The sequence below is a fragment of the Methylomonas rosea genome (assembly GCF_024505055.1).
Taxonomy (GTDB): Bacteria; Pseudomonadota; Gammaproteobacteria; order Methylococcales; family Methylomonadaceae; genus Methylomonas; species Methylomonas rosea.
On the sequence record NZ_JANIBL010000036.1, the window covers coordinates 21960 to 48046 of the forward strand.

Annotated in this window: 26 protein-coding genes; 18 read left to right on the forward strand and 8 right to left on the reverse strand. The window is 50.1% G+C overall.

The annotated features are described in order from the left end of the window. Positions 1 to 4 precede the first annotated feature (4 nt). The 4 genes from fliS to NP589_RS12515 all read left to right on the forward strand — a co-directional run bounded on the left by fliS (position 5) and on the right by NP589_RS12515 (position 4924). On the forward strand, positions 5 to 391 hold the full coding sequence (gene fliS, locus NP589_RS12500) for a flagellar export chaperone FliS (protein WP_064007963.1): 387 nt from the start codon (positions 5 to 7) through the stop codon (positions 389 to 391). Continuing rightward, positions 391 to 723 carry a hypothetical protein gene (locus tag NP589_RS12505; protein WP_256607298.1) on the forward strand — a complete coding sequence of 111 codons (333 nt, stop codon included), beginning with the start codon at positions 391 to 393 and terminating at the stop codon, positions 721 to 723. Before fliS ends, NP589_RS12505 begins: the two co-directional genes overlap by 1 nt. 744 nt (positions 724 to 1467) lie before the next feature. Next, positions 1468 to 2322, forward strand: a complete 855-nt coding sequence (locus NP589_RS12510) for a flagellin N-terminal helical domain-containing protein (RefSeq protein WP_026147176.1) — start codon at positions 1468 to 1470, stop codon at positions 2320 to 2322. A 106-nt stretch (positions 2323 to 2428) separates the two neighbouring features. Beyond that, a complete protein-coding gene (locus tag NP589_RS12515; RefSeq protein ID WP_256607299.1) occupies positions 2429 to 4924 on the forward strand; it encodes a 6-hydroxymethylpterin diphosphokinase MptE-like protein in 2496 nt (831 codons plus the stop codon). A gap of 42 nt (positions 4925 to 4966) precedes the next feature. Here the strand turns inward: NP589_RS12515 and NP589_RS12520 are convergent, their stop codons facing one another. Continuing rightward, on the reverse strand, positions 4967 to 5764 hold the full coding sequence (locus NP589_RS12520) for a cytochrome C assembly family protein (RefSeq protein ID WP_064038819.1): 798 nt from the start codon (positions 5762 to 5764) through the stop codon (positions 4967 to 4969). A gap of 126 nt (positions 5765 to 5890) precedes the next feature. On the opposite strand from NP589_RS12520, the gene ffh reads away from it, so the two are divergent. The 9 genes from ffh (at position 5891) to NP589_RS12565 (ending at position 11991) form a co-directional block, all read left to right on the forward strand. Next, positions 5891 to 7246 carry a signal recognition particle protein gene (ffh, locus tag NP589_RS12525; protein WP_256607300.1) on the forward strand — a complete coding sequence of 452 codons (1356 nt, stop codon included), beginning with the start codon at positions 5891 to 5893 and terminating at the stop codon, positions 7244 to 7246. 88 nt (positions 7247 to 7334) lie between these two features. Continuing rightward, complete coding sequence (gene rpsP, locus NP589_RS12530) at positions 7335 to 7586, forward strand: 30S ribosomal protein S16 (RefSeq protein ID WP_064007959.1); 252 nt, start codon at positions 7335 to 7337, stop codon at positions 7584 to 7586. Between the two features lie 26 nt (positions 7587 to 7612). Continuing rightward, positions 7613 to 8104: a ribosome maturation factor RimM gene (rimM, locus tag NP589_RS12535; RefSeq protein ID WP_256607301.1), complete on the forward strand. Its 492-nt coding sequence runs from the start codon at positions 7613 to 7615 to the stop codon at positions 8102 to 8104. Between the two features lie 8 nt (positions 8105 to 8112). Next, complete coding sequence (trmD, locus tag NP589_RS12540) at positions 8113 to 8853, forward strand: tRNA (guanosine(37)-N1)-methyltransferase TrmD (RefSeq protein WP_064038821.1); 741 nt, start codon at positions 8113 to 8115, stop codon at positions 8851 to 8853. Between the two features lie 12 nt (positions 8854 to 8865). Further along, positions 8866 to 9213: a 50S ribosomal protein L19 gene (gene rplS, locus NP589_RS12545; protein ID WP_020484866.1), complete on the forward strand. Its 348-nt coding sequence runs from the start codon at positions 8866 to 8868 to the stop codon at positions 9211 to 9213. Between the two features lie 95 nt (positions 9214 to 9308). Further along, on the forward strand, positions 9309 to 9815 hold the full coding sequence (locus NP589_RS12550; protein WP_256607302.1) for a methylated-DNA--[protein]-cysteine S-methyltransferase: 507 nt from the start codon (positions 9309 to 9311) through the stop codon (positions 9813 to 9815). Next, the gene (gene xerD, locus NP589_RS12555; protein WP_256607303.1) at positions 9812 to 10696 is read left to right on the forward strand and encodes a site-specific tyrosine recombinase XerD; all 885 of its coding nucleotides are present in this window, start codon (positions 9812 to 9814) and stop codon (positions 10694 to 10696) included. Before NP589_RS12550 ends, xerD begins: the two co-directional genes overlap by 4 nt. Before the next feature lie 2 nt (positions 10697 to 10698). Next, positions 10699 to 11472: an acyl-ACP--UDP-N-acetylglucosamine O-acyltransferase gene (gene lpxA, locus NP589_RS12560; RefSeq protein WP_256607304.1), complete on the forward strand. Its 774-nt coding sequence runs from the start codon at positions 10699 to 10701 to the stop codon at positions 11470 to 11472. Positions 11473 to 11568: 96 nt separating this feature from the next. Beyond that, positions 11569 to 11991: a transcriptional regulator gene (locus NP589_RS12565; RefSeq protein WP_082879595.1), complete on the forward strand. Its 423-nt coding sequence runs from the start codon at positions 11569 to 11571 to the stop codon at positions 11989 to 11991. On the opposite strand, the gene NP589_RS12570 is transcribed toward NP589_RS12565, so the two are convergent. The 5 genes from NP589_RS12570 to msrB are packed head-to-tail and all read right to left on the reverse strand — an operon-like array spanning position 11988 to position 18834. Next, complete coding sequence (locus NP589_RS12570) at positions 11988 to 14147, reverse strand: TonB-dependent receptor plug domain-containing protein (RefSeq protein WP_256607305.1); 2160 nt, start codon at positions 14145 to 14147, stop codon at positions 11988 to 11990. The two genes, NP589_RS12565 and NP589_RS12570, sit on opposite strands and share 4 nt — an antisense overlap. Positions 14148 to 14155: 8 nt before the next feature. Continuing rightward, the gene (locus NP589_RS12575; protein WP_256607306.1) at positions 14156 to 16516 is read right to left on the reverse strand and encodes an EAL domain-containing protein; all 2361 of its coding nucleotides are present in this window, start codon (positions 16514 to 16516) and stop codon (positions 14156 to 14158) included. Continuing rightward, entirely contained in the window at positions 16509 to 17090 is a 582-nt protein-coding gene (locus NP589_RS12580; protein WP_256607307.1) for a YfiR family protein, read from the reverse strand. Before NP589_RS12580 ends, NP589_RS12575 begins: the two co-directional genes overlap by 8 nt. Positions 17091 to 17137: 47 nt before the next feature. Beyond that, entirely contained in the window at positions 17138 to 18442 is a 1305-nt protein-coding gene (locus NP589_RS12585; protein ID WP_256607315.1) for a M18 family aminopeptidase, read from the reverse strand. Continuing rightward, positions 18442 to 18834 (reverse strand): peptide-methionine (R)-S-oxide reductase MsrB, encoded by a 393-nt coding sequence (gene msrB, locus NP589_RS12590; protein WP_256607308.1) that lies wholly within the window; start codon positions 18832 to 18834, stop codon positions 18442 to 18444. Before msrB ends, NP589_RS12585 begins: the two co-directional genes overlap by 1 nt. Positions 18835 to 19039: 205 nt before the next feature. Between msrB and NP589_RS12595 the strand changes: the two genes are divergently transcribed. Then, a complete protein-coding gene (locus NP589_RS12595) occupies positions 19040 to 20317 on the forward strand; it encodes an NAD(P)/FAD-dependent oxidoreductase (protein ID WP_256607309.1) in 1278 nt (425 codons plus the stop codon). 8 nt (positions 20318 to 20325) lie between these two features. Beyond that, complete coding sequence (locus NP589_RS12600; protein ID WP_064007949.1) at positions 20326 to 20526, forward strand: YgaP family membrane protein; 201 nt, start codon at positions 20326 to 20328, stop codon at positions 20524 to 20526. Between the two features lie 94 nt (positions 20527 to 20620). Here the strand turns inward: NP589_RS12600 and NP589_RS12605 are convergent, their stop codons facing one another. Next, positions 20621 to 21418: a hypothetical protein gene (locus tag NP589_RS12605; RefSeq protein WP_256607310.1), complete on the reverse strand. Its 798-nt coding sequence runs from the start codon at positions 21416 to 21418 to the stop codon at positions 20621 to 20623. 43 nt (positions 21419 to 21461) lie between these two features. After that, positions 21462 to 22319, reverse strand: coding sequence for an ion transporter (locus tag NP589_RS12610; RefSeq protein ID WP_256607311.1), 858 nt, complete (start codon positions 22317 to 22319; stop codon positions 21462 to 21464). Between the two features lie 216 nt (positions 22320 to 22535). Between NP589_RS12610 and nifE the strand changes: the two genes are divergently transcribed. Genes nifE through nifX form a run of 3 tightly spaced genes read left to right on the forward strand, consistent with a single transcriptional unit; the run spans position 22536 to position 25853 of the window. After that, positions 22536 to 23978 (forward strand): nitrogenase iron-molybdenum cofactor biosynthesis protein NifE, encoded by a 1443-nt coding sequence (gene nifE, locus NP589_RS12615; protein ID WP_256607312.1) that lies wholly within the window; start codon positions 22536 to 22538, stop codon positions 23976 to 23978. 1 nt (position 23979) lies between these two features. Beyond that, on the forward strand, positions 23980 to 25377 hold the full coding sequence (gene nifN, locus NP589_RS12620; RefSeq protein WP_256607313.1) for a nitrogenase iron-molybdenum cofactor biosynthesis protein NifN: 1398 nt from the start codon (positions 23980 to 23982) through the stop codon (positions 25375 to 25377). A 44-nt stretch (positions 25378 to 25421) separates the two neighbouring features. Next, positions 25422 to 25853, forward strand: a complete 432-nt coding sequence (gene nifX / locus NP589_RS12625; protein ID WP_256607314.1) for a nitrogen fixation protein NifX — start codon at positions 25422 to 25424, stop codon at positions 25851 to 25853. The last annotated feature ends 234 nt before the right edge of the window (positions 25854 to 26087 follow it).

The window sequence follows — 26087 nt, forward strand, 5'->3', positions numbered from 1 at the left end:
TCCCATGTACGTTGATGCTCATAGAAAAGGCGCTAGACAATATGCTGAGGTTCATACCTCCAGCAATTTTGGCGAGGAATCTCCCCATCGATTGATACAAATGTTGATGGAAGGATTTTTGGCTCGAATCAATTCAGCTAAAGGAGCCATTACTCATGGCGATATGGAAGCCAAAAGTATCTATATATCAAAGGCAATCGGCATAGTCGGTGGCTTAAATGAGGTGCTTGACTTAGAGCAGGGTGGTGAAATTGCTGCCAATCTTCGCCAATTGTACGATTACATCAATTTTAGGTTGCTACAGGCGAGTAGTGAAAACAGCGAAGACATATTGAATGAGGTAACTGTGTTGATGAAAGAGGTTAAAGAAGCTTGGGATGCGATTGCCTAATGTCTGTCGATGTCCCGGACCCTGATTTTTTGGAGTGGCAACAGCAGTTGCAAGGTTTTGCCGATAATATTCAAGATTGCATAGTAAAGGCGGAATGGGAGCGTCTAGCTGATATTTTAGAGGTCAGGCAAGCTTATTTAGAACAGTTTTTTGCGAGCACTGCGGCCTTTTCCGAGCAAAAAAAACGTCTTTTAAAGCAATTAGCTCAGTCCCTGCTTGAGCAAGATGCTGTTTTTATTTCTTATATCGAAGAGCAAAAAATGCGCTCGGTTTCTCAGCAATCGGCATTGGATCGTGGTCGGAAGGCCATGCAGGCTTATAACAGTTATTAAGTCGGCTAGCTCAGACCTATCCTCGTATTTTTCCAGATCATCCCGAAAACACGCTGTTCAGCGTATCGATATACCCCTTAATTTCACCTGATTAGTAATTCTACAAAAAAAGTCCGTCATGGCCGCTAGGGTACCCAATGGGCACAAGAGTGGCATCCAGTGCTATGGATGGCAAGCTTTGAGCTTATCCTTGCAGTTATTCATTCCCCTTGCCCCAGAGGGTATGCCGAAATGACGATTTTGCGGATGTGCGACGCATTCGGCTGAAGTAGCTTGCTAATCAGATAATTTCATTGATCGTTGTCCTAGCGGCAACGAAATGCCGCTTCCATTTCTCTTCCACATTTATGGCCGGCAATTGTTTGTCGGATTCTAGCTCACAATTTTCCTCGGTATTTTTGTAAGCCTTTCATCCATTAATTATCGATTTTCAAATTACGCGAAAATTTTCCATATTATTGATTTTAATTTTGTTTTTACGCTTTGTTGTGAGGTATTTGACATGTGGCTTTTCTAGGTAATGGTTTTCGGAGGGGGAGTCAAAAAAATGTCGTTCTAATTGCCTAAAGGCTGATTAAGCGGCAAAACGGGCTTTAATCAGGTGTGTTTGATGATATTAAGAGAGCTGTTATTTTGTTAATTGTTGAATTTAAAAGGGATTTTTATATATTGGCATGAAAAGTGATTGATGTTTAGTGGCGGCAATAATGCCTATTCCATTTAGTATCAACCGGGAGAACGATCATGCCATCATCAATGGTCATCAATACAAATATCGCGTCATTGAATAGTCAGAAGTTTCTGACGCGGACTAACGATAGTCTGCAAATGTCTATGGAGCGTTTATCATCAGGTCTAAGAGTCAATAGTGCTAAAGACGATGCCGCCGGTTTGGCGATTGCCGACCGGATGACATCGCAAATTCGCGGTATGACTGTTGCCATGCGCAATGCCAACGACGGTATCTCCATGGCGCAAACTGCGGAAGCCGGGATGGGTACAATCACTGAGACTTTGCAGAGGATGCGGGACTTGGCGGTCCAGGCGGCCAATAGAGCGGCTGTTAGTGGTGAAGACAGGCAAAAGCTTCATACCGAATTTAAGCAATTGGGTGCAGAAGTTAAAAGGATTATTCAGAATACCGAATTCAACGGCAAAAAAATTCTAAACGGTTCTTTAAAGAATGCGAACTTTCAGATTGGAGCTAACACGGCGGCAGACAATCAGATATCTGTTACGGTATCCGATTTGATAGCTGTGACAAGTTTAAGCGCGCTTTTTGGTAACAAGCATTCAATTGGATCAGCTGCTACCTCTGGAAATGTGCGCTCAGCAATCAATGCTATTGATACCGCAATCAGAAGAATAGATACATTTCGTTCGAATTTAGGTGCAATTCAGAATCGGTTTTCCACCACTATATCGAATCTACAGTCTTCCATTGAAAATCAAAGTTCAGCTCGTTCGCGGATTATGGATGCCGATTTCGCTGCCGAAACAGCAAATTTAAGCCGCAGTCAGATTCTGCAACAGGCGGGTACGGCGATGTTGGCTCAGGCGAATCAAGTAACCCAAGGCGTATTGCAATTATTGAAATAGAAGTAACCGCAGTATTTAGCCTGAATAGTCGGTGCATTTGAATATAGGAATGCTAAGCTGATACGTAGCTAGTGAGATTCCGTAAACTTTAATCAAGAAGTAGCAAATGGTTGATGAACTTGATCAGGTGAGACAATATGACTTAGGGCCAATATGCGTAAATAACTTTGGCGAAAAATATTTTTTCAATCTAAATAGAAACAGCTTCGATAAAGTTAGTGCCGAAGCGCTGTTTGACGCGAAGTACGGTAAGGATCTGTTTGCTGAAGATGCGCTTAATGTGATTATCGGCACGGATTCCGGGTTGCTGCCAAAATACTTGCAAAGCAAGTTTTTACCAAAAGGTACGCGTTACATCTTCATTGAACCGGAAGGTGTATTGCAGGGGTTAAAATACAACCAATTGCTTGATGGATTGGATGAGAAGATTCTGTGTATCGGTTTGGAACAATGGCCGGAGGCTATTAAAAATTTCAAAATAAACGATTATCTATATATCAACGCAGTACGATCCTACAACGCAATTTGTGCGCAAGACGATTATATAGAGGAGTATGCAGAGTTAAGTTGGTATATCACGGAAGTGCTATCGCAACTGCATTGGCAAATTAGTGTTGAGCTGGGTAGCGAGGCGTTTATTGCCAGGCAGATTATTAATTTAGCCGATAATGGAAGGCCGGCAAAATTGCTCGAAAAGGCCTTTGCCGACAAGACGGTGTTACTTTTGGCGGGCGGCCCCTCACTAGACGAGGTTTTGCCATGGCTCAGGTTGCATCGCAACGAGGTTGTGGTTTTTGCTGTTTCCAGAATTTCTCGCCAGTTATTACAGGCCAATATCGAGCCGGATTTTGTGTTTTCAGTGGATCCGACTGAGCTGAGCTTCGATATCAGCAAAGAAATGCTCGAGTTCAGCAGCAAGCCGATTTTTGTATATTCCTACCACACTGTCCCGACTTTAGTGAATCAATGGCATGGCCTTGGGCTTTATCTTGGTCCGCGACTGCCGTGGCCCTCGCCACTAAACGTAGCGAATATTGGCAGTGCGGGGCCGACCGTAACCAATACGGCGTTAAATGTGGCGTATCATTTTGGATTCAAGAGAATTGTGCTCGCCGGCGTAGACTTATGCTTTACCAAGGAAGGCTTTACTCACGCCACCGGTAGCGACGAACAACTGGCCGGGCCACGCTTTAATCTGACATCGTTGCAAGTAGAGACAAATGCCGGTTTTATGGCGCCTACTAGTTGCGACTTCGCTCAAGCCATTCTCTCGCTGAGTTTCCAGGCGAAACAGTTGTCGGACATGGGATGTCGGATTTTTAATATTTCCGGCGCTTCTGCCAAAGTCGACAATATCGAGTATTTGCCCATATCCGAAATAGAGTTTGGGGATGGTGCCATTGATGTGGCAGAAATCGTAGCCGAGCGGGTGAGTGAATCCTCTGAACATAAAAAATATCATAGACAAATTCTTGACGAGTTAGGACGCGCCCAATTTCAGATCAAAGGAATTGCCCGCCTGGCGGAAAATGCGCGCCGTGTAAACGATGAGATGTATAGTGCTGATGGAATCATTGAAAACTACAAGGATAAGAAAAGACTCGATCAGATCGAGAAGAAGTTTAAACGTGAACATAGGCATTACAGCAAACTGGTAAAGAGCTTTGGTATCAGAAGTTTTATCAAGTTGACTAAGGCATTTACCGATGAAGAATGGAGTGCTGAAGAAGCTAAGCAACTAGGCAATGTTTTCTACGACGCCTACCGGGAAGGCGCAACAAAGTTGATGTGTTTGTTGGATGACGCTGTCGAAAGAGTCCAAGCCAGACAACAGGAATATGCGGATGTGCCGAATTTTGGTTTGGTAATGGAGCAATATCGAAAGGACAGAAGTTTTGGGCGTGTAAGATTGTGGAAGGCTATTGCCGCTGAGGTACCGGCAGATGTTCAGGCTCAATTTGCCGAGTTTGAAAAACGCTTCGTAGAGATTGTTCATGATAAAAATACGCGGCATTTTGCCAGGGCCAAAAGTCAGGGGAATCTTTCAAGTCTGAAGCAACGGGCGGGCTTGCTATTCAAGCATAAAAAAATCGAAGAATTGAGTGATTTGCTGATCAGTTTGAACAAGTACCAGGATCAAAAGGCGGTAGAGCCGTACCGGTATTTGATTACCGGATACTTGGCCGAATTGCAGCGTTCGCCGGCTCTGGCTCTGGATGCGTATCGACAAATTGTTGACGATGGTGGTGTGTTGGTCGAGCAGGCCCTGATAAGAATTGCGGATATTGGTATCGACAGCGATAACGTTCATACCGCCAATCTAGCGTTACAGTGTTTGTCGCAATTGAATCCCTTTTATTTGCCTTTGTATGCGGAAATGCAGCGGCTACATGGTGATGTTATGGTCGCAATCGATGCTTACAATAATTACATAAGTCAATTCCCTCAAGATACTCTGGTGCAAATCAAGTTGGCTAATTTGTACACGGAGCAAGGGATCTACGATGCGGCTGGCATGATGCTGGATTATATTTTGGCTCAAAAACCTGGTCTTGAAGTCGCTGTGACCATGAAGGCTGCGTTGGTTTCCGCCGGATTTTAGCTGCGGATATTGTGTCTGTTAGTCTTGGGCTGTTTTAAATGCTCAAACTTTTTTCAATATCAATTCCAAAACCATTTTGCTGCCGAAATAGGCCAGCAGTAATGAAGTAAAGCCAATGAGTGTCCACTGAATTGCGCTTTGTCCGCGCCAGCCGTAGCGAATCCTGCCGAACAGTAGTGCGGAAAAAATTATCCAGGCCAGGATTGATAGTACGGTTTTATGAACCAAATGCTGTGCAAATAAATCCTCAACAAAAAAGAAGCCGGTGACCAAGGATGCGGTCAAAAACAGTAATCCCGTGGCAATCATTTGAAACAACAGCGATTCCATGGCCTGCAAGGGCGGTAAAGCCAACATAAAGCGTTTGGGGTGGTGATGGCGCAATTGTTGATCCTGAACGGCCAATAAAATGGCTTGTAAGGCAGCGATATTTAACAGGCTGAATGCCAATATCGATGTCAAGATGTGTGTGCTCATCTGCCAATTATGATTGATCAGCAGGTGCGGTGTTGCCGGATAACTCATATCTAAAGCCAGCATCGCTGCCGCCACTGGGAAAATCAATACGCCAAGTTTTGCTACCGGTTTGTCCAGTGAGGCAATTAACAGTAGAAGGCAAATAACCAAACCTGCCAGCGACGCCGTGCTGAAAAAGCTGAAGTTGAATCCTTCATGGTTTTGCACGTTCAATACTGTATAGGCGCTATGCATGCCTGCGCCAAGCCAAGCCAGTTGCATGGATATCCGGTGCTGTTTGGCACCAAAGATTTCTTTAACGATTAATGTTGCGGCAATCGCATAGCTTAATATCGAAAATAGGCCGACGGGTATGGTGTACATGGCGATGGCAGGGGAATAATCAAAAGGTGTTGCGGTACGGTTATGTTAAACTAAGCAGACCAATTGTTGTAATCCGTTTGTGTTGGCAAACATCCGCCGGAACCCTAGAAAAATAAACACGCAGCTATGTTTGATAATTTATCCGATCGCCTCAGTGGCACGCTAAAAAAAATTAAAGGCCAAGGTCGTCTGACCGAGAGCAATATCCAGGAAACCATGCGCGAAGTGCGAATGGCTTTGCTGGAGGCCGATGTTGCTTTGCCGGTGGTGACCGATTTTATCGATCAGGTTACTCAGCGCTCCTTAGGGCAGGAAGTGCAAACCAGTTTGACGCCCGGGCAGGCATTGATCAAGGTGGTGCAGTCGGAATTGGTCAAGGTGATGGGCTCTGCTAACGAAGAGCTGAATCTACGTACCAATCCGCCGGCAATCGTATTGATGGCTGGCCTGCAAGGTGCGGGTAAAACGACTACGGTGGCAAAATTAGGCCGCCATCTAAAAGAAAAGAAAAAGAAAAAAGTTGGGGTGGTTAGTGTTGACGTTTATCGTCCTGCGGCGATTAAGCAATTGGAGACATTGGCCGCCGATGTTGGCTTAAAGTTTTTCGAAAGCGATGCCAGCGAAAATCCGGTCGACATTGTTAACAGAGCTATAGATGCGGCAAAGCGCCAATTTTTAGATGTGGTAATCGTCGATACCGCCGGTCGTTTGCATGTCGATGACGAGATGATGGATGAAATCAAGGCTTTGCATGCCGCGATCAAGCCGATTGAGACTTTGTTCGTGGTGGATAGCATGACGGGCCAGGATGCCGCGAATACCGCTAAGGCTTTTCATGACGCCCTGCCATTGACCGGCGTGATACTGACCAAGGCTGATGGCGATGCGCGCGGGGGTGCGGCACTGTCCATCAGGCATATTACCGGTAAACCGATCAAATTTATCGGTGTCGGCGAAAAAACCGACGCTTTGGAGCCTTTCTATCCTGATCGGTTGGCTTCACGTATTCTCGGTATGGGCGATATGTTGTCGCTGATCGAGAATATCGAGCAAAATGTCGACAAGAAAAAGGCCGAGCAATTAGCCAAAAAGCTGCAAAAAGGTAAGAGCTTCGATTTGAACGACCTGAAGGAGCAACTCGAACAAATGCAGAATATGGGCGGGCTTGGCGCGATGATGGATAAGCTGCCGGGTATGGGCGGCGTGCCAAAAGATATTAAGGATAAAGTCAACGACAAGGATCTTGCGCATCAGATTGCCGTGATTAACTCAATGACCAAACAAGAGCGGCGTTTTCCCGATCTGATTAAAGGCGGTCGGAAGCAACGTATCGCCGATGGTTGCGGTTTGGACTTGCAGGCTGTAAATCGTGTGTTGAAGCAGCATCAAATGATGGAAAAGATGATGAAAAAATTCAGCAAGGGTAATATTGCAAACATGATGCGCGGCTTGAAGAGCAATATGCGCGGCATGAGAATGTGATTGTCGTAATTTGTCCTTCACTTATTGTAAAAATCGCGTAGAATAGTTTGATTAAGTTTTTTGATTCAATGTTATTTAAGGTATCCAAATGGTAAGCATTCGTTTGTCCAGAGGCGGCGCTAAGAATCGTCCTTTCTATCATGTTGTTGTTACCGACAGCAGAAGCAGTCGCGATGGTCGTTACATTGAGCGCGTAGGTTTCTTCAATCCTTTAGCCCGCGGTGGTGAGCAAAGATTGGTATTGGATAGCGAACGCGTCCAATACTGGAAATCCAATGGCGCGCAACCTACTGATCGCGTCGCTAGATTGATCAAAGACGCCGATAAAGCAGTCGCTTAATTTTAGTTTTGCCAGCAGGGGAATTTTTGAACGTCGGTCAAGTGTCCGGCGTTTTTGGTGTAAAAGGATGGGTAAAAGTCTACTCTTTCACCGACCCCCGCGAAAACATATTGCAGTATTCGCCGTGGATTCTCCAGAAGAATGGCCAAATCCAAGAAGTTAAATTGCTTGGTGGTAGGCGGCAAGGCAGCTTAGTTGTCGCAGAGTTGCAAGGCATTAGCGATAGAGACCTTGCCGCTGAGTTGATGGGGGCGGATATTCTGATACGCAAGCAACAACTCCCCAAAGCCGGGGATGGCGAATATTATTGGGCCGATCTGATAGGGCTGGAAGTACGCAATCAAGAAGGTTACAAATTAGGCAAGGTTGACTATCTGCTAGAGACCGGCGCTAATGACGTGTTGGTGGTGGTAGATGGCGACGTAGAGCGCCTGATTCCTTTCTTGCAGCAGAGTACTATTTTAAAAATCGATCTTGACGATGGCCTGATTATCGCCGATTGGGATCCCGACTTTTAACTCAAGGCATGCGTTTCGATGTTATCAGTCTCTTTCCTGATATGGTATCGGATGCCGCTGGTTACGGGGTAACTGGTAGAGCAATCGAGCGAGGCTTGGTTGATTTGTCTGTTTGGAATCCTCGTGATTACACGCACGATAAACACCGGACGGTCGATGATAGACCTTATGGCGGCGGGCCGGGCATGGTGATGAAATGTCAACCTTTGCTCGACGCGGTAGATGCAGCCAAACAGCATAATGTCTTGGCTAACAGCAAAGTGATTTGCCTGAGTCCACAGGGGCGTTTGCTTAGTCAGGAGTTGTTGTTGGATGCGAGTTGCTATGATCAATTGATCCTCGTGTCCGGTCGCTATGAAGGTATAGACGAGCGTTTTATCCAGCATGCTTGTGACGAAGAATGGTCGCTGGGGGATTACGTAATCAGTGGTGGCGAGCTGGCAGCCTTGATAGTAATCGATGCGGTTACCAGGTTAATTCCTGGCGTACTTGGCGACGAAGAATCTGCTAAACAAGATTCGCATTTTGATGGGTTGTTGGATTGTCCGCATTATACGCGGCCCGAGCATAGCGATATTGGCGACGTCCCGGATGTACTACTCGGCGGAAATCATGCCGACATCAAGCGATGGCGTATGAAACAGGCGTTGGGACGGACTTGGTCGAGGCGCCCGGATATGCTTGGAAAAGTAACATTAAGCGCAGAGCAGGATGCTTTGTTGAAAGAATTTAGAACTGAAGTTGTTTAATAGGGTGTGGTTATGAGTAAAATTATTGAAGAATTGGAAGCTGAACAGCTGAAAAAAGATGTACCGGAATTCGGACCTGGCGATACTGTCGTGGTGCAAGTTAGAGTAACTGAAGGCACACGGGAAAGGTTACAGGCTTTTGAAGGCATCGTGATTGCTAAACGTAATCGCGGTTTGAATTCAGCATTTACCGTCAGAAAAATTTCGCATGGCGTGGGTGTTGAGCGTGTTTTCCAAACCCACAGTCCATCGGTTGGCAGTATCGAAGTAAAACGTCGCGGTGACGTTCGTCGCGCTAAACTTTATTATCTGCGCGATTTGGCCGGTAAAGCCGCACGTATCAAAGAAAAACTTTCTTAATACGCTGCAATCTGGTTCGTTTATAGCGAATCAGTTAATTAGAAAAGGCGGCCTGCTTAGCTGCCTTTTTTTTTGCCGACAGCAAGAGAGAAGTGATGCCTTTACATATCGTTTGGCAAACTGTTGCAGATGGCGCCGAGTCCCTGCTCGCCGTGCCACTACTCGATGCGGAATTGAGATTAACCATGGTTGGTGAAATCATTACGGATGCCTCTTGGCATGTTGGGGGGGAGTTAACCAAGGCTTTGCCATCGCAGGCTGCCCGCCTACAAAGTTATCTGTTAAACCCGATACAAACTGAACTGCATGTCAACTTGCTAAGCCAGGGTAGCGCACACGGCAATGCCGTTTGGAGAGCGCTATTGGCTATTCCCGTCGGGCAAGTAGAAACATACTCGGGATTGGCTGAGAAGTTGGGCTCAGGACCTAGGGCCGTAGCGGGAGCTTGCCGCAATAACCCTTATGCGGGAATTATCCCCTGTCACCGTGTGGTGGCAAAGCATGGCATCGGCGGTTTTATGGGGCAGGCTGACGGCGAGTTTGTCGCGCTTAAGCATCGTTTACTTGAATACGAGCGTGGCTTGGCGTTGGCCGGCGAATGAATTCGACGCAGACCATAGAGTCTTTCTTAAACACGTTGTGGCTGGAATTTGGATTAAGCGACAATACGCTATCGGCTTATGGCAGCGATCTCAAATTGTTTGCGAAGTGGCTGAAGGATAAGGATATAACGGCAGTTGACGAAATCACGATCAAGAGCTTTTTGGCTAACCGACAGCAACAAGGCATAACCAGCCGTTCGTCGGCCAGAATCGTGTCCTGTTTGCGGCGCTTTTACGGTTATCTGCTGCGCGAGGGTAAAATCACTATCGATCCTACCCAATTGATAGATGCGCCGCAGCTTGGTCGCACGTTGCCGGATTCATTGTCGGAAACCGACGTCGAATTATTGTTAAACGCTCCGGAAATTACCGATAAGTTGGGTTTCAGGGATAGAACCATGCTCGAAATGCTTTACGCCACCGGGCTGCGGGTTTCAGAATTAGTCGAACTTAAGTTCGGTCAAATCAATTTCCGGCAAGGTTGCGTGCGTATCGTCGGCAAAGGCGACAAAGAACGTCTGGTGCCGGTTGGCGAAGATGCGATGGATTGGACCGATCGTTATCTGAATACTGCCAGGCAGGCAATTCTGGGAAATAGACAAAGCGACTATCTGTTTGTTACCAGCCGGGGCACATCTATGACCAGACAGGCTTTTTGGCATATTATCAAGCGCTATGCCGCGCTGGCCGGTATCGACAAACATCTGTCGCCGCATACACTGCGCCATGCGTTCGCCACGCATTTGTTGAATCATGGTGCTGATCTTCGAGTCGTACAGCTATTGCTTGGTCATTCGGATTTATCCACTACCCAAATTTATACGCATATTGCCCAACAGCGTTTGAAAACGTTACATACCCAACATCATCCAAGAGGCTAACCATGACTGCATCGATTCATCCAACTGCTTTTATCGAAACCGGCGCCAGGCTTGGAGAAAATGTCAGCGTTGGGCCGTTTGCGGTGATAGAGGCGGGGGCTGTGATTGGCGCGAATAGCCAAATAGGCGCCCATGCCGTAGTGCATGCGCATGTCAAAATGGGCGACGGTAATGTCTTACATCCGCACGCTGTACTGGGTGGTTTGCCGCAGGACCTGGGGTTTGATGCGCAAACCGAGTCGTGGCTGGAGGTTGGCGACAATAACGTGTTTCGAGAAGGATTTACCGCGCATAGGGCTACTGTAGCAGGCAGCGCTACCCGGATCGGGTCAGGTTGCTATTTCATGAATAACAGCCACGTCGCCCATGATTGCTCGGTGGGCGACAAAACTATTTTTGCCAATAATGTGGCGATTGGCGGCCATGTAGAGGTTGGCCATAACGTGTTTATGGGCGGCGCGGTAGTCGTACATCAATTTTGCCGGATCGGCGCTTACGCCATCGTGCAAGGCACAACAGGGATTAACATGGACGTGATCCCGTTTATGCTGATAGGTGGGCGGCCCGCGAAACATTATCGGCTCAACATCGTAGGGTTAAGACGAGCCGGTATAGTGGGCGAGAATTACAAAGTACTCTCCGCAGCGTTCAGATTGTTGAAAAATAAAAAAAGCCTTGAAGAATTGCAATCTACCGAAGAGCTGCAATACTTACGGCGTTGGCTGGCAGTCGATTCTAAACGTGGATTACACGGATTTATCGATGTTACCAACTGAATTTAATAGTCAGGGGCAAATGCCGTAGGAATTAAACAAATTAGTTCCGGCGGCCAAAGTTGCAAGCCAGTCAGCTAACAGACAGCAAGATTTATCATGAAAATTCAAGTAATCGATAACATCGGCCAAATCCAGCCACTGATGCTGATGGCGGAAGCGGATGTTGCTTTTTATTCAGATGAGATTCAGGCTCTTAATGCTGCCGAACAACTCCAACCCAATATCATTTTGCTGAATTTTGCGTTGCGCGGTAGCCAAACAGCCGATTATACCAACTTGTTATTGGCGGCCAGTCCGACCAGTAATATCGTGATCATCGGCGATGACTTACATGAAGAGCAAATTCTGCACTGCGTGCTGGCCGGAGCCAAGGGCTATCAAAACAGTCTGTCACTGGCGGCTTATATCAATAGAATGATCCACGCTGTCGCCGCGGGTGAGGCTTGGTTGAGCCGTAAGATCGTTGCTTACCTTCTGGACGCCATTCACCGGAATTATTCGGTTCAAGCAATTAGTTAAAAGTGTAAACCAGCTTCGAAATAAAAAGTTTGTCCGGCGATTGGCAAATTATAAGGATAGCTGGACGTAGCCGGTTCCTTGCCGTGGCTATCGAATAGGTTCCGAGCAGATGCAGTTAGATCCAGATATCCCATCAGTTTTTTAGCATTTAAAGTTAAATCGACCGTTTCATAATCTTTTAAAACGCGCGTATCCTCTGGACTGCTAAGGCGGTGACCTATCCAGTTGATTTGAGTTTGAATCTGCCATTTTGGCGCAAAATTCCAGGCGAGTGCGGTGTAAACATGATGTTCGGGGACATTGCTAACCCGAGTATGAGTCGCTTCGTTGCGGGCAAATTGCCAAGCATAGTTACCACGTAGATTCCAATCTGAGTGAAACTTCCAATCCCATTCAAACTCGCTGCCGTAGCCGTCTTGACCTGGCGTGTTACGCTCGGTCAGGGTGCCGGCGCCGGAAATCGGGCCGCTAATCAAATTGCGGATCTCATAATGGTATAAATTCAACGCGGTTCTCAGATTCTTCGTCGGACGATAATCGAATGCCAGTTCGGTAGTAGAAATGGTTTCCGGACTTAAAGCCGGGTTGCCAAGGAAAAGCGGGCTATTTTGCTGATACTGTTCGACGAAGCTTGGTGCCCTGTAAGCCTGACCATAGAGTAACTTGGCAGTCAATTGTGAATTGATATTCCAGACCAGTGCCGCGCGGGGGTTCAATGTGCCGCCAAAGTCTGAATAGTGGTCAAAGCGCAAACCCGTGGTCAGGTGCCAGTCTTCGGCAAATTGCCATTCGTCTTGTATCGCTGCGGACCAAATGTCGCGATGATGGTCGTCAATAAATGTGAGAGGGGTTCCGGTTAAGTCTTGTAAGCCCCCGGCAAGGTTGATGGCGGGAAATGCAGATAGTCCTGCGCCGTTGATAACGCCTACGCCATAATTCCGTGCTTCCTGAGTGTTCATTTCCTCATAGCGGAAACCGGCGATCATACGGATCAAATGATCTGAGAAACCTTTGTAAATACCGGTGAACTCAAAGCTGGGTACGGTATTTTTAAAACCGGCTACGAAACGTAGCCCCTCCGGAAATAGCATTAAGCCTCTAGTCGACGCCAGCTGGTCGGTGACGTTGCCGTCCGCACCGATTGGTAAAATTGCACCGGCTGGAAAGCCGTATATATTGGCCGAGACATCAGTATGCAGAAAGCTGGCATGGGCTTGCAATTCCCAGTTCTCCAGATCGTCCTCGGTCGAGTAACGCATATCGGCCAGGTAATTGGAGCCATTCCCCCGGCCTTTGTTATCCAGAGCACCGAAGGTACCCGAGCGAAAACCGTAATCGCTCTCGTTAAAAGCCCAAAACCCCAAATCCCAATGTTTGCGCTGTAAGCTGAGATGGCCGTTCCAACGTTCGTTTTGGGTTTGCATTGGGCCGGGGGCGAGCGATATATTCGTGCCCAATACTTGGTCGACTTGGGTTTGCGCGTCGGCCGTGATGATTCGATCCGGATCTACCCCGTTATGGCTATATTGCAGGCTGCCAGCCACATCCCAGCCTTGCCATTTGCCGCCGTATTGGCCCCAAGCGCTTTTAGTATCGGCATTGCCGCCACGCGCGCCAACCGTGGCTCCGTCAATATCCGCCGCCTTTTTGGTGACGATATTGATTACACCCGCAAAGGCGTCAGCGCCGTATAGCGCCGAGCCCGGTCCACGGATTACTTCGACGCGTTGAATGTTTTCGACGGGAATAATCATTCCCGCCATATGCGTGCCCTGATAAGGCACCGAAAAACGCGTGCCGTTGAGCATGAGTAATACTTCCGCATTGGTTTCGTTACGCATGCCGCGCATCGTGTAACTATAATCGTTAGTAACCGGTTGAATCGTAACATGCATGCCCGGCACGGTTTCCAGCACTTCGTGCAGATCGGTAGCGCCCATCGTGGCAATTTGATCGGCGGTGATTACAGTGGTCACCGCGGCGGATTGCGACACGGGTTTGGCTGTGCCCGACGCAATGCTTACTGAAATATTGGCTAATTCTGCTGGAGATAAATCCAGTAAATCGGTTACGGTTTGTTCTGCATGTGCCTGCTGACCAATTAGACTAAGCACCAAAGAGTGTTTGAAAAGCTGCTTTTTGACTGTTTTCAGCATATTGTTTCTCATAATTCCCGCAGGGGTACCGGCTTGGCAATACCGTAGCCTTGGGCGTAATTCACACCCAAGGTTTGTAGTAGATCGAAAATATTTTGGTTCTCCACAAATTCGGCGATGGTCTTTTTGCCCATCACATGAGCGACCTCGTTAATGGCTTTAACCATAGTCAAATCCACACGATCATCCAGTATGTCCTTCACGAACAGCCCGTCTATTTTTAAATAGTCGACCGGTAGGTTCTTCAGGTAAGCAAATGACGATAAACCGCTGCCGAAATCGTCCAGGGAAAAAGAGCAACCTTTTTGGCGTAGCGAATCGATAAATTGCCGGGCATAGGAAAGATTGCTGATGGCGGCTGTTTCGGTGATTTCGAAACAAATTTTGTGGGTTGGTATCTGCCATTTTTGGAATTGCTCGTCGATAAAGCCGAGCATGGCTTGGTCCGATAGGGATAAGCCGGACAGATTGACAGAGCACATTTCCAAACGGTCCAGGAAGCCGGGCGTCGTTGCCAGGTACTGGAACAAACGGGAAATTACCCAGCGATCCAAAGGCGAAGCCATATTGTAGCGTTCTGCCGCAGGTAGAAAGGCGCCGGGCGGAATCACTTTATCTTGATCGTCTCGGTAGCGGATTAAGGTTTCGAAATGCAGACCGCCGCGATTAGCGGCGATCGGCACAATTAGCTGGCCGAATAACTGGAAGCGGTCACGCTCGATTCCCATGCGGATTTTTTCGACCCATTGCATTTCGCCTTGTCGGAGCGTTAGCTCTTCGTCGTCCGGACTAAATATATGCACCCGGTTGCGGCCTTTTTCCTTGGCGGCGTAACAGGCGGCATCGGCTTCTTTCAATACATCCACGGCATTGCCGCAGGCGCGATTGATCGGGGCGATACCAATGCTAACCCCAATGTTGAAACTACGGCTTTCCCAAGCAAATTGGAAGTCGCATACCGCATTGCGTAGCTTTTCGCCGGTGATGATGGCTTGTTCGAGCGAGCAATACGACATCAGGATGCCGAATTCATCGCCGCCCAGTCTAGCTAATATGTCCATTCTGCGCACTTGTTGGCGCAGTACCTCGCCTAGCTGCCTTAGTAGCTCGTCGCCCGCCAGATGGCCGCAGGTATCGTTGACGATTTTAAATTGATCCAGATCTAAATAACACAAAACGTGGTGGCTATCGTTGGCTTGCGCCTCTAACACCAAGTTCTGTATATGGATATCGAATTGGCGGCGGTTGACCAGACCTGTCAATTCGTCGTGGCTGGCTTGATAGGCGATTTTTTCCGACAGGCGTCGGGTTTCGGTAATGTCTTCGCAAACCAGCAATAGGTGAGAACGATTGTTTTCGTCCTTCACCAAGCGCGCGGTTTCCCTGGCCCAGATGATGTTGCCATTACGACAGATGATACGGCTTTCCAGCTTATGTACCTGCTCGGGATGATTGCGGCAGATTTGGAAGAACTGGTTGCAGTTGCCAATATCTTCGGGATGGGCAAAATTGAAAATAGAGCAGCCTTGCAGTTCCTCTACGCTTAAACCCAACTGGCGGGCGCCGAAGCGGTTTACCGAGATGATTTGCCCCTGCATATCCAGGTTAAACACCATGGTCGGGTTGTTGTCGTACAAGGCCTGGAAATTATTTTTGACGCTAATCAAGGCTTTGTTTTGAATCTCGACGGTATCCAGCATACCGTTGAAGGCATCGACCAGAATTCCCATTTCATCGTTGCTGTGCTTGGCTGCGCGCAAGGAATAGTCGTGTTCCTGGCTGACTTTCTGCGCGGTTTTAGCCAATTGGGCGATGGGTTTGGCCACCCGGTTCAATAAGGGTGCGGTCAGCAAAAAGGTAATAGACAAAGCGACAAACAACACAATCAGCACCACACCGACAAATTGCAGTTCCCGCCAGAACGCCGCACTGAGGTCCGAGGACAGAAAAATGCCGCCGACGATTTCGTCATCCAGACGCATGGGCTGATAAACATAGATGCTGAGTTTATCGAAATAGTTGCGCAAGCCATGCGATACGGCAGGGCAGGTGGCAGATTGCTTGTCCAGCGAGGTAAATAACTGACCTCTTTTGGTGTAGACGCAAGCGCTACGCAAATCGGGGAGATTATTCAACGACACCAGGTTTTCCTTGGCCAAATTGGCGTCGTCGAACATTACGGCAGCGACACTTCGATTGGCGATCAAGCTGGCCACGGCCATTAAATCGCTCTGGGCTTTACGCTTTACTTCGGTGACATTCACCGTTACCAATATCACCAAGGCCAACAGCATGGAAAACAGGCTGGAGGTAATGGCGATGCTAAACAATTTGCCTTTGATGGATAGCCGCGAGAAGAATCTACTCATGCTCGGCCCCCTCCACCAGTATGGCAACTTCGATGAGTTTGGCGCTGACGTTAAAACCGCTTTGTTTTAAAGCCTTGAGGTTGAGGTGCAGTTTGACTTTGCCGTCGTCCAGCGCAAAGCCGATCATTCCGCCGGATTCGGCAAAAAACGGCTCGCTGCTGACCGTCAGTGATTTTTTCAGCGAACCGACCAGTAATACACCCGGTAGAGCAAGGTCCGCGCGCTGTTCGGGATTGTCAAAATAGACGATATCGCAATCTTTAGCCTGTTTGGGCGCATCGAACTTGAACAACCGAATGGGTTTTTCCTGAACGGTCTTGCTCTCTAGCGGGCTAAGCAAACTCCCGAAGGGGTCGTGGCCGATAATGCAGATATTAAAGGTGGGGCTGGCTTTTTCCGGCCACGTGATGAATTTGGTGAAGTTATAGAGATAGGCAGCCTTGACCTTGTATTCCAGATTCAGTTCGTCTGCCGACGACGGCTGACTGACACAGCAGCATAGGATTACCCACTTTACGAGCTCAACGGCGCGCCGCCACAACAATGCGTCATCAGTGGAAAAGACGGAAACCAAGGTTATTCCCTACCGGATAAAATCATCAGGCAAGGATAGTTGAAAAATTATCGGTTGCTGAAAAATCCCCGCAAGGCCCGAATCATATAGCTATGGTCCAGTACGCCGGCACTTTCGCGAATGCTGTGCATGGCCCACATCGGCGAACCCACATCGACACTGCGGATACCCAATTTCGCCGAGGCTATTGGTCCTATGGTGCTGCCGCAGGGCAGGTCGCCGTGATGCGCGTATTTTTGATAAGGCACCTCGGCTTGCTGGCAAATGCGGATGAAAGTGGCCTCTGAAATACATTCGGAAGCATAACGGTGGTTAACATTTACCTTGATGACCGGCCCGTGGTTGACGATGATTTTGTGGCCGGGTTCGTAGGCGCCGGGAAAGTTAGGTTGATAGGCGTGCGCCATATCCGCGCTAATCATGAAGCTATTGGCTAGCGCGCGCCGGTAGTCGTCGGGGTTATTGCCAACGGCATTGGCGATGCGCTCAAGCACATCGGGCAGGAAACTGCCGGCGGCTCCCTTACAGCTCTCACTGCCGATTTCCTCATGATCGAAAAACGCGCAGACCAGCGTGCTGTCGGCATCCAGTGTCGAAGGATCCAATAATGCCGTCAATCCGGCATGGCAGGACGCCAGATTGTCCAATTGACTATCCGCATAAAACAGTTGCCCGTCACCCCAAAGAGCACCTTTCTGGGTGTCATAGGCATTTAGCTCCCAACTTAAAATTCGCTCGGCAGCAATGTTGCTGACTTGCTCCAGCAATTGCCGAAACCGGTCGCCGGGTAATTGCTGTTCGACACTGGCCGAGAAAATTAGCGGCAACTCGCTTTGCTTTTTAAGCTTCAGGCCGTCTTCGTTGACGCTGCGGTTCATATGAATCGCCAGATTCGGCAAGCGCAGCAGCGGTTCCTCGAAGCGCAGCAGCTGGCTGGCGATGTTGCCGTCGCTATCCAGATAGGCAATGCGGCCGGCCAGGCTCAGATCGCGGTCGGCAAACGTAGCGAGAATCGGGCCGCCGTATATTTCAACAGCCAGACGCAACAGCTTGTCCGAGTCGAGCACCGGTTGCGGTTTTACCCGCAGACCCGGCGAGTCGGTATGGGCGCCGAGTATTTTGAAGCCGGTTTCCGCCAAGGCTTGTTTACCGATCACGAATGCGGCGATAGAGGAATCGTCTCTGATCACATAGTAGCGCCCGCCGGCAGCCAATGACCATGCATCGCTTTCCTGGATGCGCTGGAACTGGTGCGCCTGCAAGCGTCCTTCTATGCTGGCGACCGCATGCCAAGGGCTGGGGCTGGCGTCGATGAAATCCAGCAAGTCTTGCGCTTGTCGCTGAGCGGTCATCATGGTTTTTCCAGCGTCAGTGCCACGGAATTGATGCAATAGCGCAGGCCGGTCGGCTGCGGTCCGTCTTCGAATACATGCCCAAGATGAGCGCCGCAGGATTGGCATGTCACTTCAACCCGGCGCATGCCATGGCTGTTATCGGGGTGCTGATCCAGGCTTTCCGAGCTCAGTGGGTTCCAAAAGCTGGGCCAGCCGCAGCCGGAATGGAATTTATGCTCGGAGGTAAATAAGGCGTGACCGCAGCAGACGCAGCGGTAGATGCCGGCTTCGTCGCAATCGGTATATTTGCCGGTGAAGGGCGGTTCGGTGCCTTTTTCCCGGCAGACATGATATTGCTCGGGAGTTAGCTTCTCGCGCCAGGCTTGTTCATTGTCGTGTTTCTCGGTCATTGTGGGGTTCCGCAGGCTAGGTGTAGTAGGCATTGTACTCAGTCTACCTCGGCATAAAAAGCAATCAAAAGCCGGGAATATTTCAGTTGATTGCATCAGGAGGTTCTAATATTCTTGAGCTGCATGGTTTTGAAGCTTATAACATCAGTATAAAAATAATAAATACGCAGAGTGTGTTCATCTAAACAGCAGCGAGGAGAATGTCATGGCAAGAATTGTAGTGTTGGGTGCGGGGATCGGGGGTGTGCCGATGGCTTACGAAATGAAGGAAACAGTGGGTAATGCGCATGAAGTCGTGGTGATATCCGATTCGCCGACTTTCCACTTTGTGCCGTCCAACCCCTGGGTACCGCCGAAATGGCGGAAACCGGAGGATTTGAAAATAGAGCTGGCGCCGGTGATGGCGAAAAAGGGTATCAACTTTATTCAAAAGGCTGCCACTAAAGTCGATCCGGCCAACAACAAAATTGATTTGGCTGACGGCTCTTCGGTTGAATACGACTATCTCATTATTGCGACCGGTCCACGCCTGGCCTTTGATGAAGTACCCGGCCTCGGGCCTCACAGCGGGCATACCTCGTCGGTCTGCCATGTCGATCATGCCGCATTGGCTGCCGAGGATTGGAGTCGATTCATGACCGATCCCGGTCCGATTGTGGTCGGCGCGGTACAAGGTGCATCCTGTTTCGGCCCGGCTTACGAATACCTGATGATTCTGGAAACCGAACTGCGTAAACGCAAAATCCGCGACAAAGTGCCGATGACTTTTGTCACCTCGGAACCTTATATCGGCCACTTGGGTTTGGGCGGCGTCGGCGATACCAAAGGCTTGCTGGAAAGCGCGCTGCGCGATAAAACCATCAAATGGATTACCAACGCCAAGGTGGACCGCATCGAAGCCGGCATGATGTATGTCACCGAAGTCGATGAAGACGGTAACGACAAGAAAAAACACGAAGTGCCGTTTAAACACTCAATGATGCTGCCGGCTTTTACCGGCGTGGATGCGGTACGCCACTCCGGCGCGGAAGGTTTGACCAATCCGCGCGGTTTCGTCATCGTCGATCAGCATCAGCGCAACCCGACGTACAAAAACATTTATTCGGTCGGGGTCTGCATCGCCTTGCCGCCGGTGGAAAAAACCCCGGTGCCGACCGGTACCCCCAAAACCGGTTATATGATCGAATCCATGGTTACCGCCACGGCCCATAACATTCGCGACGAACTGGCGGGCAAACAGCCGTCTGATATACCCAGTCTGAGCGCATTGTGCTTGGCTGATTTGGGCGACACCGGCGTGGCGTTCTTGGCTGTGCCGCAAATTCCGCCCAGAAATACCACCTGGTCCAACCATGGCAAATGGGTGCACCTGGCGAAAATCGGTTTTGAGAAATACTTTATGCGCAAGATTAAAAACGGCATCAGCGAGCCGTTTTACGAACGCATGATATTGAAATTCCTGGGCGTGGTGCGTTTGAAATAGGGGGTTATATGTCTATAGATCGCATGGTTATGGCGTTCGCCGGCTCGTTTATCCTGATCAGTCTGGCGCTGGCGCATTGGCATTCGCCGAATTGGCTGTGGTTCACCGCCTTTGTGGGGGCCAATCTGTTGCAGGCGTCGTTCAGCGGATTTTGTCCGATGGCGATTATTCTGAAAAAGCTGGGTGTTAAATCCGGCTGCGCATTCTGAAGGCTTAAATCTTAGGGGCCGGATCGTTGCCAGGCGGCGATCCGGCTTTTCTTTTCGGCTTGTGTAAGTTTGTTCTCGCATACAGTACAGCGGTTTATTTTAAATAGGCCGCCACTATTCGCGAATCCCAAACCCCGTCCGGCAATTCACCCGGTGGATTTACAGGCCAAGTCCAACTCGCCAGCTGATTGGCATGCTGAATATAGCCCTCCAAAACGGGTCGGTAATCGGTTCTATCAAGCAACCCGTTGCGACTATGACGTTGATCTTCAATTTCCGTGATCAGGCAAACCGGAGTTTGCCAACTATCCAACCAATGTAGATGGGCCAGCATCAAGGCCCGGCCAAAAGCTTCCAACTTTAGAGTCTCCACGCCGGCATTTGCCAACCAATCCAAGGGCAGCAAAGGCAATTGCGTCAGGCAATTGACCGACGCGACCCAACGCGGTTTGACTACTAACTTAGGGACTATCGGATTCAGTACCAATGCTTGTGGCGGTATTTGCCGATGTTGCACCAGCCAGTCCACGATACCGGTGACGTCATGCAGACGACAAAACACCCGATTTGGCCAAAGTTTGGCAAGGTGTCGGCTTTGATAAGTAAAGGCGATATCCAGCAGCACGATTTGTTCGAAATGCTGCAATAACTCGGCGATGGGCAGATCGTGCGCGCTGCCGCCACCGACAATCAGGGCGGCGCCACCTTGTTTGTCCAGCCCTTGTGCGGCACTCAACAACGCCTGTTTGGTTGCCTGGATATGCGGGTCCCAAGCTTGGCGACAGCGGCAATGCCGGGCTTGCAAAGCCGCCATTTCCCTGGCGTAACCCAATATGCGCGCTTCGCGGCTGGCGGCGCGTACCCCCAGGTAGTGCCAAAACTCTTCCAACATCAGCCGACTATCGGTATTGGCGGTTTAGCGTTCAGTTTGGCCATCACTCATCCAAGCGGTGCCCGCAGAACTTGCAATGCGCCGCGTCGAAATCGTGGCTGGCGGCGCCGCAATTTGGGCAAGCGCGATTATCCAGATACTGGTTTTTGCGGGTATTCAGTAATTCGGCGCTGTATATGCCGGTTGGTACCGCTATGATGCCGTAACCCATAATCATGATGGTCGAAGCGATCATCTGCCCAATCGGCGTTTTGGGGGCGATGTCGCCGTAACCGACGGTAGTAATGGTGACGATGGCCCAGTACACCGCTTTGGGAATGCTGGTAAAGCCGGCGGCCGGACCCTCCACCACATACATCAAGCTGCCGAATACCACAACCAGGGTCAGCACCGCATATAAAAACACGGTGATTTTTCGCACGCTATTGACCAAGGCCACCACCAGAATGTCGGCTTCCTCGAGATATTCGGAAAGCTTCAGCACCCGGAAAATCCGTAACAATCGCAAAATCCGCAAGGTCAGCATGTACTCCGCGCCGGGTAGCAGCAAGCCCAGGTAGGCAGGCAGTATCGACAACAAGTCAACGATCCCGAAAAAGCTGCGTGCATACAGCCATGGGCGGCGCACACAAATCAAACGTAAGGCGTACTCCAGCGTAAACAAACCGGTAAACAACCATTCCGCCCAGAGTAACGCTGCCGCGTAGCGTTGTTGAAAGTCGGCAACGCTGTCGAGCATCACGACAAAGATACTCAACAAAATCGCCACGATCACGGCGATATCGAAACGCCGGCCGGCAGCGGTTTCCGAACCGAATACGATTTGGTTCAACGCCTCGCGCCAGGCGGAAAGTGTCGTGCCTTGGTTATAGCTGTGCTGGCGTTTGGGCTTTGCGTTCATGGCTCTCGATTGTAAACGGTGGGGGAGTGCTGTCTGTTCGGCAAAGTATAAATCCAGCCCTGCTTGTCGGACGAATTCAGACAATATTTTGTTTGGCGCTAGCGGCCGATTGTCGGGTTTGCTACAAACAGGCTTGGCTCAAACCATAGAAAATTCAGTGATTTATAAGTTGGCACAACCGTTGCTGAAGCTTTAATAAAAACGTGAGGTTGTGTTATGAAATCGACCAAAGACATTGCGGAACTGCTGGACGAACCGGCTTGCGAGCATAACAAGAAGGAAAAGTCCGGCTGTGCCAAACCCAAACCCGGTTCAGCAGCAGGTGGTTGCGCCTTCGATGGTGCACAGATTGCACTATTACCGATCGCTGACGTCGCGCATATCGTCCACGGCCCTATCGCCTGTGCCGGCAGTTCCTGGGATAACCGCGGCACCCGCTCTTCCGGCTCGGAGTTATACCGAATCGGTATGACCACCGATTTAACCGAGCAAGACGTGGTGATGGGCCGCAGCGAAAAGCGCCTTTTCCACGCCATCAAACAAGCCATCGAAACCTACAATCCGCCGGCGGTGTTCATTTATAACACCTGCGTCCCGGCTTTGGTGGGCGACGACATCAACGCCACCTGCAAATCCGCTGCCGAACGCTGGGGCGTGCCGGTTGTGCCTATCGATTGCGCCGGTTTTTACGGCACCAAAAACCTGGGTAACCGTATCGCCGGCGACGCGATGGTCAATCATGTGATCGGCACCCGTGATCCCGACCCGTTGCCACCTGGCACCGAACGGCCCGGCATCAAGGTGCACGACGTCAATCTAGTCGGCGAATACAACATTGCCGGCGAGTTCTGGCATGTGTTGCCATTGCTGGACGAAATGGGTCTGCGTGTCTTGTGTACCTTGTCCGGCGATGCCCGTTTCCGCGAAGTGCAAACCATGCACAAAGCCGAAGTCAACATGATGGTCTGCTCCAAAGCCATGGTGAATGTGGCGCGCAAGCTGCAACAAAGCTATGGCACGCCCTGGTTCGAAGGCAGTTTTTACGGCATCACCGACACCAGCCAAGCCTTGCGCGATTTTGCCAGGGTGATTAACGACCCCGATTTAATCGAACGCACCGAAGCGATCATAGCCCGGGAAGAAAACCGTATTCGCGAAGCGCTGGCGCCATGGCGCGAAAGACTAAAAGGTAAACGCGTGTTGTTGTTTACCGGTGGCGTGAAAAGCTGGTCGGTCATTTCCGCGCTGCAAGATTTAGGCATGGTGGTAGTGGCGACCGGCACCAAAAAATCCACCGAGGAAGACAAAGCCCGCATCCGCGAACTGATGGGAGAAGAAACCCTGATGATCGAAGACGGCAGCCCGAAAGCCTTGTTGAAAGTGGTCGCCGATTACAAAGCTGACATCCTGATCGCCGGCGGCCGCAATATGTATACCGCATTGAAAGCGCGCATCCCGTTCCTGGACATCAACCAAGAACGCGAGTTCGGCTACGAAGGCTATCAAGGTATGCTGGAATTGGTCCGGCAATTGGCTTTGACCTTGGAAAGCCCTGTCTGGGAGGCCGTGCGAGCCACACCGCCTTGGCGCACCGGTGGCCTTAAAAAATCTACGGCTACAGAGATTCAAGCAGAGCCTTTATCGGCTCAGGCGGCATAACATGGCCGAAATCGTCAAACGCAATAAAGCCCTGTCGGTCAATCCCTTAAAGGCCAGCCAGCCTACCGGCGGCTCCTTGGCCTGCTTGGGCTTTGACAGGGCGATCCCGATGTTGCACGGTTCGCAAGGTTGCACCGCGTTTGCCAAGGTATTTTTCGTGCGGCATTTCCGCGAGCCGATTCCCTTGCAAACCACTGCGATGGATCAAGCCAGCTCGGTATTGGGCGCAGATGAAAATGTCATCGAAGGCATCAAAGCCATCGCCGAAAAATCCAACCCGGCTTTGATTGCGGTGCTGACCACCGGTTTGGCGGAAACCCAGGGCTGCGATGTGCATCGTAACGTCCGCGAGTTTCGCGAACGTTACCCCGAGTATGCTCATGTGGCGGTGGTTGCAGTCAATACGCCGGATTTCACCGGCTGCGTGGAAACCGGTTACGCCGCTACGATTTACGAAATCGTCAAGGCCTTGGTGCCGGACGCGGCCAGTGCCGGTACTAAACCCGGCAATCGCCAACGGCAGGTCAATTGTTTGGTTAGCCCGATGCTGACCCCCGGCGATTTAGAAGCCCTGCGCGATTTGATCGAGCAATTCAATTTACGGCCCGTCTTGGTGCCGGACTTATCCGACTCGCTGGATGGCAGTTTAACCGACGACGACTTTTCGCCAGTGACTATCGGCGGTACGCCGGTCTCTGAATTGGCAACCTTGGGCGAAGCCAGAGCCAGTTTGATTATTGGTGCATCCCTGCGTAAATCCGGCGAGCTGTTGCAGGAAAAAACCGGCGTGCCCAGTCACTATTTCGATCATCTGTATGGTTTGCAAGCCAACGATGCGTTGATTACCACTTTGGCCGACATCAGCGAAATGCCGGTGCCGCAAAAGATCGAACGTCAGCGCGCACAGTTGCAGGATGCGATGCTAGATACCCATTTTATGCTCGGTCAACTGCGGGTGGCTATCGCCGCCGACCCCGATCAACTCAATGCCTTGATTCATTTAGTGCAAGGCATGGGCGCGGAAGTGGTAACCGCTATCTGCGCCGGCAATACCCCGGTGTTGGCGACGGCGCCTGTTGACAGCATCAAGATCGGCGATTTGGAAGATCTGGAAGTGATGGCGAAAGAGCGCAAGGCGCAATTGCTGATCGGCAACTCGCATGCAGTCGCCAGCGCTGAACGGCTAGGTATCCCCATCCTGCGCATCGGCTTTCCGCTATATGACATCATCGGCGGCTATCAAAAAACCTGGATTGGCTATCGCGGCACCCGGCAAACCTTGTTCGATTTAGCCAATCTGGTGATCAATTTTGCCCATGAAGAGATTGAGCCGTATTACTCGCCGTATGCGCAAAAACCCGAATCCGAACGTCAAGCCTGCTCGCCGTCATGTCATTAACACGTCGCATACAAGTTTTGCATACAAACGAACAGAGGATTTCCATGGAAACCGCTATTAAAGTCGCTTTTGCCACTACCGACATGGATCATGTGGATCAGCATTTCGGCTCCGCCAAATCGTTTGCCGTTTACGCAGTCGATCCGGAGCAGTCGGAATTGATGGAAGCTGCCCAATTCGGCGAACTGGCGCAGGATGGCAACGAAGACAAATTGTCGGTGAAGATCCAACTGTTGGAGGGGTGCTCGGCGGTTTACTGCCTAGCCATCGGCGCCTCGGCGGTTAACCAGATTCTGTCTCATGGCATACAGCCGATCAAAGTTCACGAGGGCAGTACTATCAAGGATTTGATCTTGGACTTACAAACCGAAATGAAAGCCGGACCTTCCAGCTGGCTGGCGAAAGCCATCAGCCAACACAAAGGCCCGAATCCGGAACGGTTTAATGCGATGGAAGAGGAAGGTTGGGATGAATAGATTGTGTAGATAGCTAGGATGAAACAGTTTTAATCATTCTCGGACCCCACCCTTCAGTAGGAGAAGGGTGATCCATAAATAGTTAAAAAGCTTGGCGTGGTGGGGTGGTTTTCTCCCGTATGCCGCGCCGAGCACCGGAGCTTTTGAACGGAATAGCCCGCAGGGGTGCGGCAGGGATGCCGCACGTTGCCGAAGGGGCAGGAAGCCCCTTTCGGCAACCCCGTTCAAAAGCTT

Bases quoted from the DNA above. Each gene is read 5' to 3' on its own strand.
- xerD (WP_256607303.1), top strand. From the start codon at position 9,812: ATGAATTCGACGCAGACCATAGAGTCTTTCTTAAACACGTTGTGGCTG.
- NP589_RS12575 (WP_256607306.1), bottom strand. From the start codon at position 16,516: ATGAGTAGATTCTTCTCGCGGCTATCCATCAAAGGCAAATTGTTTAGC.
- NP589_RS12505 (WP_256607298.1), top strand. From the start codon at position 391: ATGTCTGTCGATGTCCCGGACCCTGATTTTTTGGAGTGGCAACAGCAG.
- NP589_RS12600 (WP_064007949.1), top strand. From the start codon at position 20,326: ATGTCTATAGATCGCATGGTTATGGCGTTCGCCGGCTCGTTTATCCTG.
- NP589_RS12520 (WP_064038819.1), bottom strand. From the start codon at position 5,764: ATGTACACCATACCCGTCGGCCTATTTTCGATATTAAGCTATGCGATT.
- ffh (WP_256607300.1), top strand. From the start codon at position 5,891: ATGTTTGATAATTTATCCGATCGCCTCAGTGGCACGCTAAAAAAAATT.
- nifE (WP_256607312.1), top strand. From the start codon at position 22,536: ATGAAATCGACCAAAGACATTGCGGAACTGCTGGACGAACCGGCTTGC.
- nifN (WP_256607313.1), top strand. From the start codon at position 23,980: ATGGCCGAAATCGTCAAACGCAATAAAGCCCTGTCGGTCAATCCCTTA.
- rpsP (WP_064007959.1), top strand. From the start codon at position 7,335: ATGGTAAGCATTCGTTTGTCCAGAGGCGGCGCTAAGAATCGTCCTTTC.
- NP589_RS12510 (WP_026147176.1), top strand. From the start codon at position 1,468: ATGCCATCATCAATGGTCATCAATACAAATATCGCGTCATTGAATAGT.
- NP589_RS12570 (WP_256607305.1), bottom strand. From the start codon at position 14,147: ATGCTGAAAACAGTCAAAAAGCAGCTTTTCAAACACTCTTTGGTGCTT.
- NP589_RS12595 (WP_256607309.1), top strand. From the start codon at position 19,040: ATGGCAAGAATTGTAGTGTTGGGTGCGGGGATCGGGGGTGTGCCGATG.
- NP589_RS12605 (WP_256607310.1), bottom strand. From the start codon at position 21,418: ATGTTGGAAGAGTTTTGGCACTACCTGGGGGTACGCGCCGCCAGCCGC.
- NP589_RS12610 (WP_256607311.1), bottom strand. From the start codon at position 22,319: ATGAACGCAAAGCCCAAACGCCAGCACAGCTATAACCAAGGCACGACA.
- NP589_RS12565 (WP_082879595.1), top strand. From the start codon at position 11,569: ATGAAAATTCAAGTAATCGATAACATCGGCCAAATCCAGCCACTGATG.
- NP589_RS12550 (WP_256607302.1), top strand. From the start codon at position 9,309: ATGCCTTTACATATCGTTTGGCAAACTGTTGCAGATGGCGCCGAGTCC.
- fliS (WP_064007963.1), top strand. From the start codon at position 5: ATGTACGTTGATGCTCATAGAAAAGGCGCTAGACAATATGCTGAGGTT.
- msrB (WP_256607308.1), bottom strand. From the start codon at position 18,834: ATGACCGAGAAACACGACAATGAACAAGCCTGGCGCGAGAAGCTAACT.
- trmD (WP_064038821.1), top strand. From the start codon at position 8,113: ATGCGTTTCGATGTTATCAGTCTCTTTCCTGATATGGTATCGGATGCC.
- NP589_RS12585 (WP_256607315.1), bottom strand. From the start codon at position 18,442: ATGACCGCTCAGCGACAAGCGCAAGACTTGCTGGATTTCATCGACGCC.
- lpxA (WP_256607304.1), top strand. From the start codon at position 10,699: ATGACTGCATCGATTCATCCAACTGCTTTTATCGAAACCGGCGCCAGG.
- rplS (WP_020484866.1), top strand. From the start codon at position 8,866: ATGAGTAAAATTATTGAAGAATTGGAAGCTGAACAGCTGAAAAAAGAT.
- nifX (WP_256607314.1), top strand. From the start codon at position 25,422: ATGGAAACCGCTATTAAAGTCGCTTTTGCCACTACCGACATGGATCAT.
- NP589_RS12515 (WP_256607299.1), top strand. From the start codon at position 2,429: ATGGTTGATGAACTTGATCAGGTGAGACAATATGACTTAGGGCCAATA.